Origin of the sequence: Metamycoplasma equirhinis, assembly GCF_006385185.1 — a bacterium.
GTDB classification, from domain to species: Bacteria; Bacillota_I; Bacilli_A; order Mycoplasmatales; family Metamycoplasmataceae; genus Metamycoplasma; species Metamycoplasma equirhinis.
Genome location: NZ_VFIX01000002.1, coordinates 50,180 through 68,731, shown reverse-complemented (window position 1 = coordinate 68,731; position 18,552 = coordinate 50,180). Strand labels below are relative to the sequence as shown.

The window sequence follows — 18,552 nt, the reverse complement described above, 5'->3', positions numbered from 1 at the left end:
GTCATATGGTTTATTTTTCTTGTAATTTAATATTAAATTAATATTATAATTATAAAAGTTAATTACATTAAGGGGAAATAATGGCTGAACAACATATATGCGATATGAAGCATATTAAAACTCACGGAAATGATTTTGCCGAAGAAATTAAATACTATTTAGATCGTTTTTCAATTACGCAAAAAGAACTAGCTTTAAGACTCGGGATTAGCGTAAAACATATTAACACAATAATGCGTGGTAATATAAATGATGTTAGCGTTGCGGTTATCGAATCATTGGAATATGCATTTTGCTTAGAAACTGGGACATTAGCAGAAGTATATCATATATATTCAAATCTAAAAAATGCTAATCAAATTGAAAATTTGGAAAAACAATTAAATGAATATGGAATTTCTTTTTTAATGGAGCATCCGGAATTAGCTATAGCTGCCAACATCACAATCAAGGAAGCAACTCCACTACATATTAAATTAATGATGTTGAAACGTTTTTACGGCGTTTCTAAATTGCCATATTACGATGATTATTTAAAAACTCACGTTTTAGCCGATCAAGAAACATATAAAAATGCAAATAGTAAAATTTGAATAAGATTTTGTGAAATACTAGCTGCAAAAAGTAGTGACTATGAAAATTTTGGTGTATTTAGAAAATCAATTTTTACTGAAGTTTTTAAAAAATCATGTAAAATCATCTTAAATAATGATTTAACATTTGTAGAAAAAATAAAACTATTAAAAGCAAATCTAATAACTAAAGGAATTGCGTTAGTGACTATGCCTTTTATCGAAAATAGTTCGCTTTGCGCAATTGCACTAAAAAAAGGCGCAAAACGCTACATTTTTCTTTCGGACATGTATCATTTAGAACCTTATATTTTATTTGCTTTATTGCATGAAATTATTCACTGTTATTTTCCTGAATATAATGAAAATCAAATTGACGAAAAATTGATTAAACAATTTCATTTGCATATAGATGAATATACAGGCGAAAAACATATTATGGAAAAAGCATTATATGCTTTTGAAGAATCGTATAAAGAAAAAATTAAAAACGGCAATATAAACACAAGCTATTTTTGATCAGAAATTCGAGAAAAATACCCTTATGTATCATTTGATGAATTAACTGATAAGGATAAAGAATCAGTTTAATATAAGACACGGTTTTATTTGACTGTGTTTTTTAATTAAAAAATCCTTGCCAGATTTATTGACAAGGAAATTCTTATTAAGATAGTTTTTCTAATTCGGCTAAATAGAATTCTAGCTTTTGTTCATTTTTTTTCAAATTATCAAGTTTTAATTGAATTGTTTCTTTGTTGGCTTTTGCCATGAAATTTGGATTATTAATAAATTTTTCGTTAAATGCTATTTCATATTTAGCTTCATCAATTAATTTATTAATTTCTGATATTCTTGCGTTTTTATTTTCGCTCGATAAACAAATATATATTTCATTAGCATTTAATTTAATGGAAATATCATGATTTTCTTTTAATTTAAAATTAGCAAGTTTTGAAATTATTAAAAGTTCTTTTTCGCTATATTTAATGTTGTCACTTCAGAAAAATAACGTCTTAGATTTAGATATTTTCTTTTCTTCGCGATATTTACGCAATACAGTAATAGTTTCAATTACATTAGAAACATTTTCGTCAAAATTGTTTTCTAATTCTGCAAATTTTTGTTGAGTTGCTTCAAGCAATTCTTCATGATAAATATTTTCAAATAGATAATCAGTTAAAAACGGCATAAAAGGATGCAAAGTAATTAAAATTTCTCTGAATAAATAAGGAATAAAATATTGATTATCTTTAAATTTCGCAAATTCCAAATATCAACTAGAAAAATCGTTAATAATAAATTCCTGCATTAATTTAAAAATAATTGTAAATTCATATTTATTTATCGCTTTTAATATTTCATTTTTAAATTCGTTAAACTTAGATAAAATTCACAGATCAAATGAATCTAATTTACTAATATCTAAAACTTCTAAATATGTTTTTTCGATGCTATTAATATAGCGACCAATATTTCAGAATTTATTAATAAATAGGCGCGCTGTTTGAATTTTTTCGTCGCCATAATTAATATCCTGTCCTGGAGTAGAGTTAAATATTAGTGACATCCGTAAAACATCAGAACCGTATTGATCAATAACTGCAATAGGATCAATTCCATTTCCTAATGATTTTGACATTTTTCTACCTTGTGAATCTCTAACGAGCCCATGAATTAAAACTTCATTAAATGGTTTTTCCTGCATGAAATATAAACTTTGAAAGTACATTCTTGCAACTCAAAAGAAAATAATGTCATAACCAGTAACTAATAAATTAGTTGGAAAATAGCGTTTTAATTTGCTTTTATCTTGTGGTCAACCCAAAAATACAAATGGACTAAGTGCCGAGCTAAATCAAGTGTCTAAAACATCAGGATCTTGAATTCATCCTTCGCCAATAGGTTTTTTAATTTGCACTGCAACTTGGTCGCCTTTATATCAAGCGGGGATTCTATGCCCTCATCAAATTTGACGGCTGATTGTTCAGTCGCGAGCGTTTTCCATTCATTGTGTTAAAGTTTCTTCAAATTTTTTAGGAGCAAATTTAACACCATCTTCGCCTTGGAAATTTTTTAATAACAATTTTGCTAATGATTGCATTTTTACAAATCATTGTGGTTGAACCAAAATTTCGATTGGTTCTTTACTACGTTCACTATGTCCCACATTTGAAATAATTTTTTCAGTTTTTAAAATATAACCATTTTTTTCGAGTTCAGTAACTATTCTGACTCTTGCGTCAAAACGGTCTAATTTAGCAAATTTGCCAGTGTTTTCATTCATTTTTCCATATTTATCAATACATTCAATTAATTCCAGATTATTTTTTCTAATAATTTCAATATCATCGATTGCATGTGCTGAAACTTTCATGATTCCGGATCCAAAATTTGGATCAATTGATTCAGAAGTAACAACTGGAATTTCTTTTAGTGTTAGTGGATGAATAATAGTTTTCTTTAGTAAATGTTGATTTTTAGTGTCGTTTGGATTAATTGCTAGAGCAACATCTGAAAATAATGTTTCGGTACGCGTGGTCGCGACGGTAACGAATTTTAAACTATCTTTAATTGGATATTTAATGTAATATAATGATTGCTCAGTTTCGATATTCACTACTTCAATATTAGATAAAGCTGTTTGAAGCTTTGGATCCCAATTTATCGGTTTGCTATCGCGATAAATTAAACCGTCTTCATATAAGTCGATAAATACTTTTAAAACCGCTTCATTTGCTTTTGCATCTAGTGTAAATCTTTCAGATGGATAATCAAGTGCTAATCCTAATTTTTCTCATTGATTATTTATACTATCCGAATAAATATCTTTTCATTTTCATACTTCGCGAACGAAATTTTCGCGTCCTATTTGATATTTGTTAATACCCTGTTTAGCAAGTAATTTTTCGACAACTGCCTGTGTTGCGATTCCAGCATGATCTTTACCAGGAACTCACATTACATCATATCCATCAAGTTTTTTAAATCTAATAATTGTATCTTGTAAATAAGTATCAAGTGCGTGGCCAATATGAAGTTTCCCAGTAACATTAGGCGGTGGAAGAATTATTGTGAATGGTGGTTTGACTGTATCGTGAGTTGAAAAGGCTTTAATATTAACTCATTTTTTATGTCTGCCAGCTTCAACTACTTTATGATCAAATGTTTTATCCATTTTGTCACACTCCTTATTAATTGAAACTTTATTAATTTTTGATAAATCAAGAATTGTAGTTTCTTCAAAATTGTTCAAATTGCGAATTTTTGTCTTTTTGATTGCAGGTTCAATAGACTTATTCTTTGACTTCTTTTTGTGTTTGTTGATTCAACTATTTAATTCGTTGCTTGAACTTCAAATGTAATGTTGATCTTCAATTTTATATTGAAAAATATTTTCAAAATTATCGCGATACGAAATATAATCTTCGTAATTCTTTTGCGTTAATTGATCGTTATGACCAAGAATTTTTCTTACTAATGGGTTGATTGGATTATTAATAATTTTGCTAGTTTGGCCTTCTTCAATAACTTTGGCTTCGTTAATGATTATCAAAGATGAAGTTAATTTAGCTGCTATTTTCATATCATTTAGAAAATATATTGCCATTTTATGATTGTTTAAAACATATTTATTAATTTGATTTAAAATATCAAATTGATTTTCATAACTCAATTCACTAATTTTATTTCCAATAATAATTAAACTTGGGCCGTTAACTAATATTTTTTGAAGTTCAATTTTTATTTTTTCTTCTAATGTTAAGGTATTCAATTTATCATATAACTTATTTAAAGAAATATTAGCAGCGTTAAAAATATCGTAAATTAGCATACGTTTTGTAAACAATTTTGAGCTTTCTGTGGCGATATTAGAATGAGGCAAAATTGTTTTATTGTATTGTTTAAGAATTAGGCTAGCTTGTTGCAAAATATCGTTATACGCATATAAAGTTAAAATTGCATTTCTTAATTCGCCAGTTATTTTAGGAATATATTTAAGTTTATTTTGAAGTAGAATAGTTAGATTATTAATTTCATGCTTATTTTTGTCATTTTGTTTAGTTAATTTTGAAATATCGTTATTTGTACTTCTAAGTTGAGCAAAAACCTTACGACTAATTGTTGATAAATTTCACAAATATTCGTTTTTGGTTTCGAGATACTCATTTTTAGCCAACTTGATTTTTTCGATAACATTTTGAATATCAATGAAATACGTTGTGGTAGTTGATTCTTTTGCTACTAGTTCATTAAAGGTGGTAGCAATTGATTCAGTATTTGAATTATCATTAAAACGTTTGATAAATGTACGGGCATTGTTGTCAAAACTATTATTGATAATTTTTTTTACCTGTTGCATATATTGTTTACGGGGAATACTATGTGAAATAACATTAAGTTCAACTATTATTGTTGAACGTAGATTATAAATTTCTTCCATAATTTTGAAAAGCGAATCACTTTCAAGTTTAATTAGTTGAAGTTTATATTTACTTAAAAAAGATAATGTTTTTTTGTTAAAAACATAATTTTTAAAATAATATGTAAATGATGAAATTTCCTTTTCGGTTCGCAATTTCATTTTGTTGATTTTATTTTCTCTAATTAAGTCGTGTTCAATTTTTCTAATATGCTTATATTGACGAAATTTTTTAACAACATATTTCACTAGGTTTTTGATTTTAAGTTCAAAAAATGCCCGTTTAAGTTCGTGACGCTTTTGATTTGGCTTTTGGGAATTAATGTATTCTTTTTTTATTAATTCGTAATTTTTCTTTGCGTGTAAATACTCAGATTTTTGTAAATACGAAAACCCATTTTCAAATTTAGTAATAATAGATTTCATAAAATCAAATAATAGACTTTCGTGTGTTCTAAATACGTTAATTATTTGAAAAAATTGTTTATTAATTTCATTAATTTCTGAAGTTAAGGTTTCAATGTTAAAATTGTGATAAATCAAATGATAGAAGTTTTTGTTTAAAATTTGTAGCAGTGGTGAAATTTCTTTTTGCAAAGACAATAGCATTGCAGCATGCTTATTTTTGATTAAAATTTTATAATCTTTAAAAGCTTTAGTTCATTTGTTTATGAATTCAGCATTTTTGTTTGCGACTATAACGTTTTGTTCTAAATAGTTACTTAAATAATCAAAAATTGAAATTTCGCTTTTGTTATCAAATAGTGTAGAATTATCAAAACCATATGCCAAATTATTGACGTAATCGTTATTTTTATGAATCGATAAAAATTCGCCTTCGGAATTTTCAAATTCTATAAGTCCTTGATAGCGCGATGCCTTAATTTTGTAATTTGTTAAACATTCAAAAATTCGAGTTTTTTCTTCGCTATTATTAGAAAAAATACCTAATATTCCGTTGGAATTTAGGAAAACATTAAGATTATTTATATATGATTTATATAAATTTGAAACAAAATCAACTAACTTAAAGTTGATTATACGCAAAGCTTGCAAATTATTTTTTTTCATTAGAAACGATCACCTTCTTTTGATCTTACAAGAGGCGCTACAATTTTATAAGTAGCTAAAATAATTGCAAGGTTAAAAAAGATTTTTATCGGGCTAGTAATTGTTTGGCCGGTAATATTTACTCAAAAATCGGTTTTAAGTGTTTCGGTATCAGCTCATGAAAGAATAACAACATTAATAAATTCTAAAATAACACAAAAACCAATAATCGCCATTGCTTCAATAAATGTTTGATAATTTTTCTTTAAAAATATACGATACAAAATCACAAATATTCCCATACCAACAAAACCAGAACAGGTTAAAATAATGTAAAAGTTTTTGTTTTTAATGAAGCGATTATGTTCAAAAATTGAATTATCTAATTTACTAAAAATTACTAAAATGATTAAAACCTGAATTGCTAACATTGCCAAAGTTGAAATAAAACTAAAATTAAGCATTGCTGAAGGTTTTAGTTTATTCTCAAGCATAATTACTTTAACTTCATAATAAGCAATTTTTTCTGAAAAATATTGTAAATCTTCTGAATTTCCTTTCAAAAGCGCTTCATCATACTGAATTTTAAAATAGTTAATTATTTCATTAAATTTATAAATTCGATATTTTCTTGAGAAAAATATTTCATTAATGTTGAAAAAGTAATATGCGGCGATTCCAGGAATAAATCCAGCAATTGCCACCGCCAATGTATATAAAAAATTATAATATGTTGGAACTAAAGCAAATGATATCAAATCAGCCAATATCCCTGTAATAAAACCAACAATTGGTCCAAAAATAAATCCTGTAATTTTAATTGGTAGACCTATAAAACCAAATTTGATGCTAGGCAATGCACTTATTGGCAAAATACGTACAGAAATTAAAAAGAATACGACAGAAATTGCAATCAACACACCGACAAATGCAATTCGCTTTGAATTCCATTTGCGATAAGAAATGCTTGTTTGTGATCTTACTCACCTAAGGTAATGTTTAAGACCACCAGGTACTCTTGATTCCATAAATCAGCCTTTCTATTTAATTAATAAGATATTTATAATTATATTTTAATATTTAAAATATTAAATTAAATGATACGTTTTGGTCTTCTGAATCAACGTGTTCTTTCTACGGTTGGCAAATTAATAAATGTGTGATAAAAACTTGAATTAACGATAACACCCATGTAAATGAAATATGATGTCACACTTAGAAATAAAATAATGTACATAAATGAAGCAACAACACCAAAATTACTATATCTAATTAATGAAGTCAATGAACCAAATAGTAAAATAAATAATGATGTGGGAACAGCACTAATTAAAGCACCGGGATGAGCCTGCGAAAATTTCAATTTAAAATTTGGTGAAAAAGTGAAGAATAAAACAAACGCAGTATAAGTCACAACAGGAAGTAAAATAATAATTGTTACTCAATAAACTAACTCAAATTCTCAACTCAAGTTGAAATCACTTTTTTTAGTCATCGCATCTAATGAAGGAGCAAAATTACCCAATTTTGCATGTTCAATTAAAAATGTAAAAAATGCTGTTAATCCTAATAGTAAAATTGTCAATCCAGCGGAAATTATTAAGCTTAAAATAAACCCTTTAATTCTTGTTTTGATCATTCTAAATTGTGCATTGTGACGATATAAAGCATCAATTGAAAAAATAAACTTTGAATATCCTTTTGAAGCTAATCAAATAATCGAAAATGCAAAAAGAGTAAATCCAATTGCTCCCGCAGCTCCGGATTTTCATATTTCTGATATTTTAGGTACAATGTCAGAAATACCGGGAATTATTTGCCCTAAAATAATAAATTTTAAAACAACCTCATAACGTTCGCTAATAGAGCCAATAATTCCAATTAACAAAATTGACACAGGAATAAATGATAAAAATAAATACATTGCATATCCTGCAGGAACAAATGCAAATTCGTTTGAATTTAATTTACCATAGGCGCTATCTACAATTTCGCGTCCTTTTGTTTTTGAAGATCTTAAATATCTAGGTATCGCAACATATAAAATTCCATAAATAATTCATTTAAGGATTTTTACAAAAAAGTTATTCTTTTTTTTGTTAGTAACAATTTGCGATTCAACTACGGAAGGGCGATTATTTGATTTTTTATTATTGGAATTTTTATCTCATCCGCCTATGTTATTTTGATCGTTTTGATTAAACATTATTTAAACCTTTCTAATAGTTTTTTATTTAATTCTATTACATTTGCCTTACCTTTTGATTTTTTCATGACTTGTCCTATAATAAATTTCAATGAGCGGTCTTTATTTTTGATAATTTCGTTTGAAAGTGATGGGTTTTCTAAAAATATTTCGTCAATAATTTTATCAATTGAAATTTCTTGAATTTCTTCAAATAAGTTATTATCCCTTATAAGGAAAGTTAAATTTTTTTCTGCATTTTTATCTTTTAATTCAATAATTCTTTTAATATTTGATTTATTAATTTTATCCGCAATTACGTAATTAATTAGCTGTGTTGCATCTTCAGGTAAAAATTTCAATTCATTAATTAATTTATTATTTTGGTTTAAATAAGAAACAATGTCTGAAAAGAAAATATTTGCTGACTTTTTGATGTCATAAGAATTAATTTTGTCAAAGTAATTAGCATATTCAATATTATTTAGCAGCTGTGAAATTTGAATTGAATTTAGCCCATTTTTAAAATATCTTTGCTCTTTTTCATATGGAATTTCTTCAATTAAAGTATTGGTTATTAATTCATCAGTTAATTGGATGTATGGAATGTTTGGATCGGGAAAATATCTATAATCAACAGCATCACTTTTAGAGCGCATTAAAACTGTTTTGCCACTACTTTCATCAAAACGTTTTGTTGATTGTAGAAAAGTTTTATTAGCTTCATAGCATTCAATTTGATATTGTGCTTCATAATTTATTGATTTTTCAACATTTGCTAATGAATTTAAATTTTTAATTTCAACTCTTGTGTTTAAATTTTTACTATTTATTTTTCTCACTGAAATATTAACATCTGTACGCAAACTACCTTCATTCATTTTTGCGTCACTAATATTTAAGCATAAAGCCATTTGTCTAATTGCTTCAACATACGCCACAGCTTCTTTAGCACTATGTATAACTGGGTTAGAAACTATTTCAATCAATGGAACTCCGGCACGGTTGTAATTTAGCATAGTATGATCATTTTCGTGTAATGATTTCGCAGTGTCTTCTTCAAGATGAATTCTTTCAATTGAAATAGTTTTCCATTCGTTATCAACTTTGATTTTAATGCTTCCATCCTTACCAATAGGATTAAATTGTTGAGTAATTTGATAGCCTTTAGTTAGATCGGGATAAAAATAATTTTTACGGTCAAATCTTATTAGTTTATCAATTTTCATATTTAATGCCTTAGCTAATTTAATTCCTTTTATTATTGCTGCTGAATTAACTAGTGGCAAGGCACCCGGATATGCCAAATCAATATTTGAAACCAAAGTATTCGCCTCTTTATCAAATGAATTTTCAACCGGAGAAAACATTTTAGTTTTAGTATTTAATTCAAGATGGATTTCAATGCCAATAACCATTTCTCATTCTTTATTCATTTTTGCCTCCGATTATTTTTTCTAAATATAGTGCAAATGAAAATAAATTAGTATCTTGATATATTTTGCTATCAATAGCAATATTAAAGGGCATATTGTTTGAATCAGAATCTAACTTCATAGTCAAAGAGGGATTACCAACTAAGTTTCCATAAGTCAAAATGTAATCCATATATGATCGCTTATATTCTTTTCCAATTAATGGTGCTGAATTATTTGAAGCGGGATAAATAAAGCAATCGGCACTTTCATGAATTTTTGTGAAATAATCAATTAAATAACGACGCATTTTTTTTGCCTTAACGAAATATTTAATTTGGTTTTCTTTTTGTAAAAAATGTGAACCCAATATTAATCTTGATTGAACCATTTTGCCTAGATTTTGGCTTCTTGTTTTAATATAACTTTCTTCTCAAGATTTTCCAACAATTCGATTACCAAAATGTGTGCCAGTAAGATTTGCTAAGTTAGATGAAGCTTCTGAGAAGGCAATAATTTTGTATAAAACATCAATTGATTTTAATAATTTAATGTTGGGAGTAATTTTGATTAGGGTTATGCCTCTTAAAGCTAATTTATCAAGTAAATCATGATATGACTTTTTAACACAATCACTAAGTTCGCTAAAGCAATCTAAATATGCAATAGTTTTAGGCACCTTAAGTTTGACGCTTTCATAGTCAAAGGCAAGATTAATTGACGTTAGATCATGTTCTAAATCTTGCTTATATAAAACACTTGAAAGCAAAATTGCATCTTGCACATTATGCGTAAAATATGCCACCGTATCTAGCGAAGTTGCAAAAGCAAATTGTCCATAGCGGCTAATTGCGCCGTAGCTAGGTTTAAAACCAACCTCACCAATATTTGAAGCTGGTTTACGAACGGAATCGCCCGTATCAGAGCCAATTGCAAAATCAATTTGTTTGCTAAAAGTCGCAGCGGCGCCCGAAGAAGAACCGCCAACTAAATAATCACTATTTAATGGGTTTTTAATTAATCCAAAAGCTGAGTATTCTCCCGAACCGCCTAAACCAAATTCATCCAAATTAGTTCTTGCTACACAAGTGGCGCCAGCGTTTTCTAGCAGGTTTATAACAGTAGCTTTATATTGAGGTTTAAAAGCCTCTAAAATTTTGCTAGAACCGCAAGCAGTTACGTTTACATCAGCATAATTATCTTTAATAGTGAAAATTTTATTTTTTAAAGGTCCAAAATTATTTAGTTTAGCGTTAAAAAATACGTGTGATATTGCATTATTTTTGTCATTTTGTAAATTTTTAATTGCAGCGTCAATATTATTTTTCATTTATGACCTTTCTAATAATTACACAATCATCATTATGTTGTTTTGAATTAGCTAGCACATCGCTTTTCTTTAAGTAAAAATCACTATCAACCTCATCTTTTCTTAAATCAAAAAAACTAATCGGTTTTTCGTTTATATGAGATTGCGGGCGCCAAGTTTCTAAATCAAATTCTTCTAAGTCTTTTAAACCTTCATCAATTGAATCTAATAATGCATTGGTTAAATTAATAACATCATCACTTGGTTCTATAAATAATTTATTAGCTAATTCTTTAATTTCTACCTTGTTCATTTTTCCTCCAATTTTATCAGTGTGGATATGAAATAAAAATTTGTCCGTTATATTCTTCAAAACCATTAGCTAGGTTATTTAGTTTTATTGAATATGAATGTAAAAATAAACGTTTTGCAAATTTTCCACCATATTTTATGTCGCCAAGAATAGGATATTTTAAATATGAAAGTGTTGCGCGTATTTGATGTTTTTTTCCAGTAATAATACGTGCATACTTGCGCATGCCTTCTTTGTAAAAAATTGTTCTTGCTTTTACGCCAAATGTTTGATCTACAATCATTTTCTCGTTTTTAATGTCTTTTTTTAATTTAACAGTTATGTCAAGCATATCATCATCAAAATCAGACACGAATTGATATACTTTTTCGAAATTAATTTGCTTTGTTTCGAATTCAACTAAAGCAGCATAATTTTTTGCATAAATTACCAATCCACTTGTTTTTTTGTCTAATCTGCCTATTGATGCGGGCTTAAAAGAAGAAGTTTTGTGATAGTTCAAATATTTTAAAATTTGATTATCCAACGAATTTTCTTCTGAATGCATAGCAATGTTAACCGCTTTATCGACAATAATGATATTTTTATCTTCGTAAATAACCTTGAAATTAATTGTTGAAGTATTTTCTGTTTTTTCTTTAAATGGATCTGAAATTCCGTAAATTTCGACTATGTCATCAAGTTGTAATTTATATTGTTTATCATTTGTTCTTTTACCATTTACTTTGATATCTTTTTCGCGAAAGATTTTTTCAATTTTAGAAATTGGAACATTATCACAAACCTTAATTAAAAACTTAAAAAGGATACGGTTTACGTCATCCTTTTTAGCAATGAACTTAATCATTGTTACCCTCTTCATTACTTAATAAAACATTGTCGTCTTCATTTGCATTATCTTGTCTTTGCGAATCAAACAAGTTAAAGTCTTTATCCAGCATTTCTTCATCTTCATCGTGGTAACGATTAAATTCAGGAAATGGTGGCAATTCACCCAATGTTTTAATTTTAAAATAATCATAAAATTTATTGGTTATACCATATAAAATTGGACTGCCAGGAGTAGAAGCTATTCCAACTTCTTCAATAATTCCTTTTTCTAATAAACTTGCTACAATTCCGTCACTAATAACACCACGAATATTTGAAATCATAGATCTTGTAATTGGTTGCTTATATGCAACAATGCCTGCCACTTCAATAGCAGCATTAGACAATTTTTGTTTTCCAGTTATTGTTACTAACTCAGAAATATAATCTTTCACTGATTCGATTGTTAGAAGTTTATAAACATCGTTAAATTCATGTACCTTAAGTCCACGTTCTTGCTTATTAAAAAACTCCTTAAAATCTTTTAGGATTCTCCTTGCTTCTTGAACGGTATTAAGTTTAAAAACATCTTTGACTTGTTCAGAGCTTAATCCTTCACTACCTTGAATAAAAAGCAATGCTTCAATTATTTTATTCTTCATATTCAATTCCTTTTCTAAAAGTGATTATACCCTCATCTTCTTTTTGTTCTAATATTACAATTTGTTGTCTAGCTAAATCTAATATTGCAAGTAAAGTAATAACAAAGTGGCCTATACTTGGAACGTTAAATATTTCTTCAAATTTAAGTTCTTTTTTACCTTTAAATAAAGCTATGATACGTCTCTTTTGTTCTTCAGGGCTAATCGCAACAGTGCTCATTGTAACATTTCTAATCAATTCAGCATAAGTTCGTTCGAACATTTTTCGCAATGTTACAACTAATTTAGAACTATTTGAATGACCGTCTAGCACACTACTATCGATTTCTCTTTCAAATTCATCGGTTTCCTCGGGATTTTTTTCAAAAAGATTTTTACGTTTTTCTTCTTGTTCGCGTAAAACTAGCGAAATTTCTTTGAATTTTTCATATTCAGCAATTTGCTCTAATAGACGTTTTTTCTCTTCTTTGATTTCTTCTTCTACCTCTGGATCTTTTAAAATCATTCGAGCTTTTAATTGTAGTAAGGTAGCTGCCATAACTAAATACTCTGATGCGATATCAAATTCATAGTCTTGTAAGTTTTTTATAATTTCTAAATATTGGTTTGCAAGTTCTAGTAAATCAACATCAAAAATGTTTATATTTTTTTCCTTTATTAATGTAACTAATAAATCTAAAGGGCCATCAAAATTTCCCAGTTTAAAAATTCTTCTTTCGCTTGCTTCGGTAGTAATTTCATTTGCTTCAATATTTTCTTCTGGTTTAATTGAAATTTCTCTAATAATTGATTTGTCGTTTTCGTACATGATTTATTTATTTCTTTGTTTTTCTTGAAGTATATGAATTTTTTACTGTCTCTTTAGAAGTTACCACTTGATCAATATAATTTGATGCAATAATTTCTTTAATGTTTTCGGTTAAACTTTTAGGATCAACGGTTTGAAATTGGATTGGTTTAAGCATATTGTGAAATGTTACTTTTACAATTAATTCGCCCTCACGTTTTCAATCTAATGCGTTAACAGCATTATTAATTGTTACAGGAATAATAGGTAAATATGTTGATTGTGCCAAACGTACAGCCCCGGTATTAAAAGTTCCTAATTTACCATCTTTTGTTCTTGTGCCTTCGGCAAAAATAACACCACAAGATTTATTTTTTTTGATAAATTTACCAAATTCCAATAAAGTTTGCATAGCCGCGATTGGTTTATTTGTATCAATAAAATAAGTGTCCCCTAATTCAGCAATTTGACGAATAGTTCTTTTAGCTTTAACTTCTTCGCGTGCTATAAAATTAACTATTTTGCTTTGCTTTTTACCGTCACCATGATTTCATAGCGCAGATCACATTATAAGTGCATCGGCATAAGTGGAGTGGTTTGGGATCAAAAGACATGGGCCATTTGGTACATTTTCAAATCCCTCAACATCTAATTTGATATTCAAATGTCTTAAAATATTTGAAAGACTCTTTTGCAGAAAATAATTTCTTTCGGCAACTTTATAGTAATCGGGCATTTTCTTTTGTCTATTTGCCTTAGATCTTAAAAATAAAATATTAAACAATAATGGTAAGATTCTTAAATTTCTTCGTGTTGCTAATTTCATAATTGCTCCTATTTTTTTAATACAATTGCGATTATTAGATTATCCTCATTTGAAGTTGAAATTTCAAAATCTTTAAATAAATACTTCCCATGTTGTGATTTTAAAATTTCAATTTTATTAAAAAAAATGAATTGATTATCAACCTTAAAAAGAGCTTCTTTAATTGCTCATCTACTGGCAATATATATTGTTTTTCTTTCCTCACTCAAACCAATGTATTCATTAATTTCATTAGGGTGTAAAATTTTGCGAATTGCCCGTTTACTTATGTTTTTAAATCTACTAATGCTAACCAAATCAATTCCAATCACAAGATAATCCTTAATTAATATTAAGATTATACATTAATATTGATTTTTGCGTGTAATGAAGCCAAAAAACACAAAAAAAACCGCACATTGCGGATTTAATTTTTAAAATTATTCTTCACATAAAGGGTCAAATGGAGAAATTTCAATTGGTTTTTTATCCAATGCTTCTAATACTTCTTTTGGTAAAAATTTTTTGTCAACAATCGCCATGTAATTGTATTCCGTAAATCATGTGTCACTCATTGAATAGTATCCTTTTTTACCAGCACTATCACCTCAACTATTTTCAACTTTTCAAGTTAAAGAATGACCTTTATCGCATAAATTAACACCAACCATATTCATAGCATGGCTTATTACTGACGCTCTTGATTCAAAACGCGCTTTTTTATCAAATTCTGGTGTTTTAGTTAATGTTAAATCGTACGAATACAATTCTGGATCCATGATACCATCTTTTGATGAAAAAGTTGAAACGTCGCAACCAAATCATACAGTTTCACCACTTTTTAATTGCTCAATCATTGCTTTTTTCATGGTTTTAATATCAACATTTAACATGGTTAAAGGATTGCCTTCAGTCACGTTTTTTACAAGTGGACATACAATTAATTGGTTTTCTTTAAAAATTCCTCTAGGATCTGAAATCAAATCTATTTTATCTACCAAAAAATCTTTAGCGTATTGTTGATAAAAATCAAGAGGAGTAATGTTATTAATTCGTTTGAATTCTTTGTCTTTATTGCGATATTCAAATGTAAAGTTTTTTGGTGGTTTTCCTAACGATTTTGTTAGTATATTGTATACATCTTCTAATGCTTTTTTCTTTAAAGAAATAACTTTATTTAAATCCTTTGATTTTGCAAATTCGTTACGCATTTGTACAGTATAAGCTTTCAATCTTCAATTAATTTGCGTAACCATATCATTTGTAGCTTCACTATGAAACGATTCGTTCATTGCTTGTTTTGGGCAAATACCGTATTTTCTAATTAAATTAACAAAAAACTCTCAATAACCACCATCTGAAATCGGATCTTGATTAAAGTGTCTAAACAATCTGTCTTCATTATCAATTTCTAATCCGTTCTCAACAATTCAAGTTAAATATGTGTTTGTCTTTTCTAATTTATCAAAGAAGTGAATATAGTTTTGTGAAAGTTCTAATGATTCAAGTCCTAATTCTTCCATAATTTCTACTCTGACTGAATTTAAGGCAGCAAAAATTCAACATCTGCCGCTTTGTTTTTGATTAGTAATTCCGCCAACTTTAGTTTCAATTGAAAATTCAAAATTATGTTTTTTTACAATTTCATTATTAAGTGATGATTGTTTAATTCCATTTTTGAAAATTGAATTTTCGATAATCGCATTTTCAGAATTTTTGTTATATTGAACTTCTAGTTCATTTAATAAATTTTTATCAATATTGTGCATATATTTTCTCCTGTTATTTATTTTTTATTATTAGTGCAAAATTTAAAAACATTTGTAACATCTTCAACTCTTCCGATAAAAGTTATTAAGTCATTTTCAAGAATTTTAAAATCACCTTCTGGAATGTATGTTAGATGTTCTCTTTTTATCATAGTGATAACAACACCATATTTATTTCTAAATCCTAATTCGCTAATTTTTTTATCAATTATTTCATTTGAACGCGCATAAATGGATGCACTAACAAAACCATCTTGTAATTCAACCATATTCTCCGAATAAAGTGATAAGGTTGGATTCAAAACTAGCATAGCAGTTTTCTTGCCTGCTTCTTCTTCTGGTGAAATAATTGTATGCACGCCAATTTGGCGCAAAACTTGCGCATGACGGCGTGTTGTCGCACGTGCAATGATTGATTTAACGCCTTGTTCACATAATGCCGCAACAATTTCAATATTGTTTGAAGCACTAACAATGACAACATCAAAATCCTTAACGTTAATAGCTTCTAATGATTTTTGTTCGGCGCAATCAGCTACGTAAATCATCTCGACTTCATCTTTAAATGGTGTTAAATGTTTTTCTTCAGAATCAATTAAAATAATTCTTAAATTATTTTCCCTATCGGTAAGCAATTGTTTAGTGATAGCGGAACCGTAACGACCCACTCCAATAATACAAATTTCACGTACTTTCTTAAAAATTTTCATTTAAGCTCCCTTGCTAATCAATAATAATTAATATTACCATTTGGCGAGTAATTTGTCTAATAAACACTAAAAAATAATAAAAATGTTAAATAAAACGCACTGAATAATACCGTTAAGGCAATAAAAATTGTAAAAACATAGTACATTTTTTAGAAAATTGCTTTTTTTGGGGTTTATGGTAAAATTTCTATCTATGAAAAGTGGAAAGATAAATACAAAGCACTCTAATATATTTTTTAGATTTCTAAAACGTATAGGTACGATAAGATATATATTTCTAATATATGTTTTATTTGTGACATTGATGTCGCTACTACTTTTTTGAAACACAACGCATGCTAGAGATAACTTAGGTATAAAATACCATATCAATTATCTAGATGCGCTTTTTATAGCATCTTCTGCCTTCAGTGATACCGGTCTAACAACGATAACAATTGGAAAAGTATTTAATGAATTTGGACAAGCTTTAATTGCTCTTTCCATTGTCGTCGGTGGAATTGGAATTTTTACTTTTAAAGTTTATTTGTTTCAATCGTTACTTGGATTTAAATCAAACATTTTTAGTAGCCAAGTTTCACTAACTGAACGTGGCTCAAATAATTTAGTTGAAACAAGAAAAATGATAAAAGTCTCAATAAGTTTTTTAATCATTGTGACTGTTGTTAGCTCGTTAATATTTACCTTACTTTTTTATTTTAACCCAAGCCAATATTTTGATGATGCTAAGGCGCTTGCTCCACAAAGTGAAAAATTTAATCCGTATGTAACTTCAGAATATAACCCTTATCAAAATTTTACACTTTCATTGAGATATGGCATTTTTCATGCAATTAGCTCAATAAATAATGCCGGTTTCGATATTATGGGCGATAAAAGCTTACAACCATTTTATAAAGATTATAGTTTACAAGTTGTTACGTTTATTGTTTTCGTGATTGGCGGCATTGGTTTTCCTGTTATTTATGATTTATGACTAAAAATCATTTCGGTTAACAAAAATAATTCAAAACATCGCCTATCGTTATTTACTAAATTTACGTTAATAACCTACTTAATAACAACAATTTTTGGACTGGCTTTGACGGTATTATTTGAAACATCATCAAAAAATCCAAATACATTTTGAAATCAATCCGAATACGGGAATGTATGAAATAAATTATTCGCTATTTACTTTCAAACAAAATCAACAAGGTCGGCTGGATTTTCTACTGTAAATTACTATAACTTTACTCAACCAACAATTGTTTGTCATGCAATTTTAATGTTTATAGGCTTCTCACCTGTTTCGACTGCGGGAGGAATTCGCAATACAACAATTGCAGTTATATTTTTAAGTGTTCTATCCACAATTCGTGGTGGCAGAAACATTAACGCATTTAAAAGACAAATCGGTAAAGAAACACTAATCAAGGCAATTAATGTTTTTTCAATAGCAATATTAATTATAACCGTGACAACATTGCTAACATATTCAACAATACCCGCCACTGCTAAAACTATACAAGGCGATGAGTTTCCTATGACATTTACATTATTTGAAATTTGTTCAGCGTTTGGAAACTCTGGATTAACAACTGGATTAACAAGTTCAGTAAAAACAGTCGGAAAACTTACATTAATTTTAATTATGATAATTGGTCAATTTGGCATTCCACAAACAATCAAGATTTGAGGAAAAACAAAATCAACACCCGAACAATATCGTTACATCTACGAAGATGTATCAATCGGATAGG

15 protein-coding genes are annotated in these 18,552 nt (G+C 28.1%); 2 read left to right on the top strand and 13 right to left on the bottom strand.

Annotated elements, in window-relative coordinates; all coding sequences use genetic code 4:
• Window positions 1-80: 80 nt before the first annotated feature.
• Window positions 81-1,163, top strand: a complete 1,083-nt coding sequence (locus FJM08_RS07370) for a helix-turn-helix domain-containing protein (protein WP_140031336.1) — start codon at window positions 81-83, stop codon at window positions 1,161-1,163.
• A 76-nt stretch (window positions 1,164-1,239) separates the two neighbouring features.
• Here the strand turns inward: FJM08_RS07370 and FJM08_RS07365 are convergent, their stop codons facing one another.
• The 13 genes from FJM08_RS07365 to FJM08_RS00830 all read right to left on the bottom strand — a co-directional run bounded on the left by FJM08_RS07365 (window position 1,240) and on the right by FJM08_RS00830 (window position 16,810).
• Window positions 1,240-6,066 (bottom strand): valine--tRNA ligase, encoded by a 4,827-nt coding sequence (locus FJM08_RS07365; protein ID WP_306769759.1) that lies wholly within the window; start codon window positions 6,064-6,066, stop codon window positions 1,240-1,242.
• On the bottom strand, window positions 6,066-7,073 hold the full coding sequence (locus tag FJM08_RS00885) for an ECF transporter S component (protein WP_140031335.1): 1,008 nt from the start codon (window positions 7,071-7,073) through the stop codon (window positions 6,066-6,068). The genes FJM08_RS07365 and FJM08_RS00885 overlap by 1 nt, the downstream gene beginning before the upstream one ends.
• A 65-nt stretch (window positions 7,074-7,138) precedes the next feature.
• Complete coding sequence (locus FJM08_RS07360) at window positions 7,139-8,251, bottom strand: YhjD/YihY/BrkB family envelope integrity protein (protein ID WP_140031334.1); 1,113 nt, start codon at window positions 8,249-8,251, stop codon at window positions 7,139-7,141.
• Window positions 8,251-9,666 (bottom strand): Asp-tRNA(Asn)/Glu-tRNA(Gln) amidotransferase subunit GatB, encoded by a 1,416-nt coding sequence (gene gatB / locus FJM08_RS00875; RefSeq protein ID WP_140031333.1) that lies wholly within the window; start codon window positions 9,664-9,666, stop codon window positions 8,251-8,253. Before gatB ends, FJM08_RS07360 begins: the two co-directional genes overlap by 1 nt.
• Complete coding sequence (locus FJM08_RS00870; protein WP_140031332.1) at window positions 9,659-10,975, bottom strand: amidase family protein; 1,317 nt, start codon at window positions 10,973-10,975, stop codon at window positions 9,659-9,661. Before FJM08_RS00870 ends, gatB begins: the two co-directional genes overlap by 8 nt.
• Window positions 10,965-11,267, bottom strand: coding sequence for a glutamyl-tRNA amidotransferase (locus tag FJM08_RS00865; protein ID WP_140031331.1), 303 nt, complete (start codon window positions 11,265-11,267; stop codon window positions 10,965-10,967). The genes FJM08_RS00870 and FJM08_RS00865 overlap by 11 nt, the downstream gene beginning before the upstream one ends.
• A gap of 13 nt (window positions 11,268-11,280) precedes the next feature.
• Window positions 11,281-12,114: an RluA family pseudouridine synthase gene (locus tag FJM08_RS00860; RefSeq protein WP_140031372.1), complete on the bottom strand. Its 834-nt coding sequence runs from the start codon at window positions 12,112-12,114 to the stop codon at window positions 11,281-11,283.
• Window positions 12,107-12,739 carry an SMC-Scp complex subunit ScpB gene (scpB, locus tag FJM08_RS00855; protein ID WP_140031330.1) on the bottom strand — a complete coding sequence of 211 codons (633 nt, stop codon included), beginning with the start codon at window positions 12,737-12,739 and terminating at the stop codon, window positions 12,107-12,109. Before scpB ends, FJM08_RS00860 begins: the two co-directional genes overlap by 8 nt.
• Complete coding sequence (locus FJM08_RS00850) at window positions 12,729-13,547, bottom strand: segregation/condensation protein A (protein WP_140031329.1); 819 nt, start codon at window positions 13,545-13,547, stop codon at window positions 12,729-12,731. The genes scpB and FJM08_RS00850 overlap by 11 nt, the downstream gene beginning before the upstream one ends.
• A 7-nt stretch (window positions 13,548-13,554) precedes the next feature.
• Window positions 13,555-14,352 carry a lysophospholipid acyltransferase family protein gene (locus FJM08_RS07355; protein WP_140031328.1) on the bottom strand — a complete coding sequence of 266 codons (798 nt, stop codon included), beginning with the start codon at window positions 14,350-14,352 and terminating at the stop codon, window positions 13,555-13,557.
• An 8-nt stretch (window positions 14,353-14,360) separates the two neighbouring features.
• Window positions 14,361-14,663, bottom strand: coding sequence for a 4'-phosphopantetheinyl transferase superfamily protein (locus FJM08_RS07350; protein WP_140031327.1), 303 nt, complete (start codon window positions 14,661-14,663; stop codon window positions 14,361-14,363).
• Window positions 14,664-14,771: 108 nt separating this feature from the next.
• Entirely contained in the window at window positions 14,772-16,100 is a 1,329-nt protein-coding gene (locus tag FJM08_RS00835) for a C1 family peptidase (RefSeq protein WP_140031326.1), read from the bottom strand.
• Window positions 16,101-16,117: 17 nt separating this feature from the next.
• Complete coding sequence (locus tag FJM08_RS00830) at window positions 16,118-16,810, bottom strand: potassium channel family protein (protein WP_140031325.1); 693 nt, start codon at window positions 16,808-16,810, stop codon at window positions 16,118-16,120.
• Between the two features lie 193 nt (window positions 16,811-17,003).
• Here FJM08_RS00830 and FJM08_RS07345 point away from each other — a divergent pair, with 193 nt between their 5' ends.
• Window positions 17,004-18,551: a TrkH family potassium uptake protein gene (locus tag FJM08_RS07345; RefSeq protein ID WP_140031324.1), complete on the top strand. Its 1,548-nt coding sequence runs from the start codon at window positions 17,004-17,006 to the stop codon at window positions 18,549-18,551.
• Window position 18,552 lies beyond the last annotated feature (1 nt).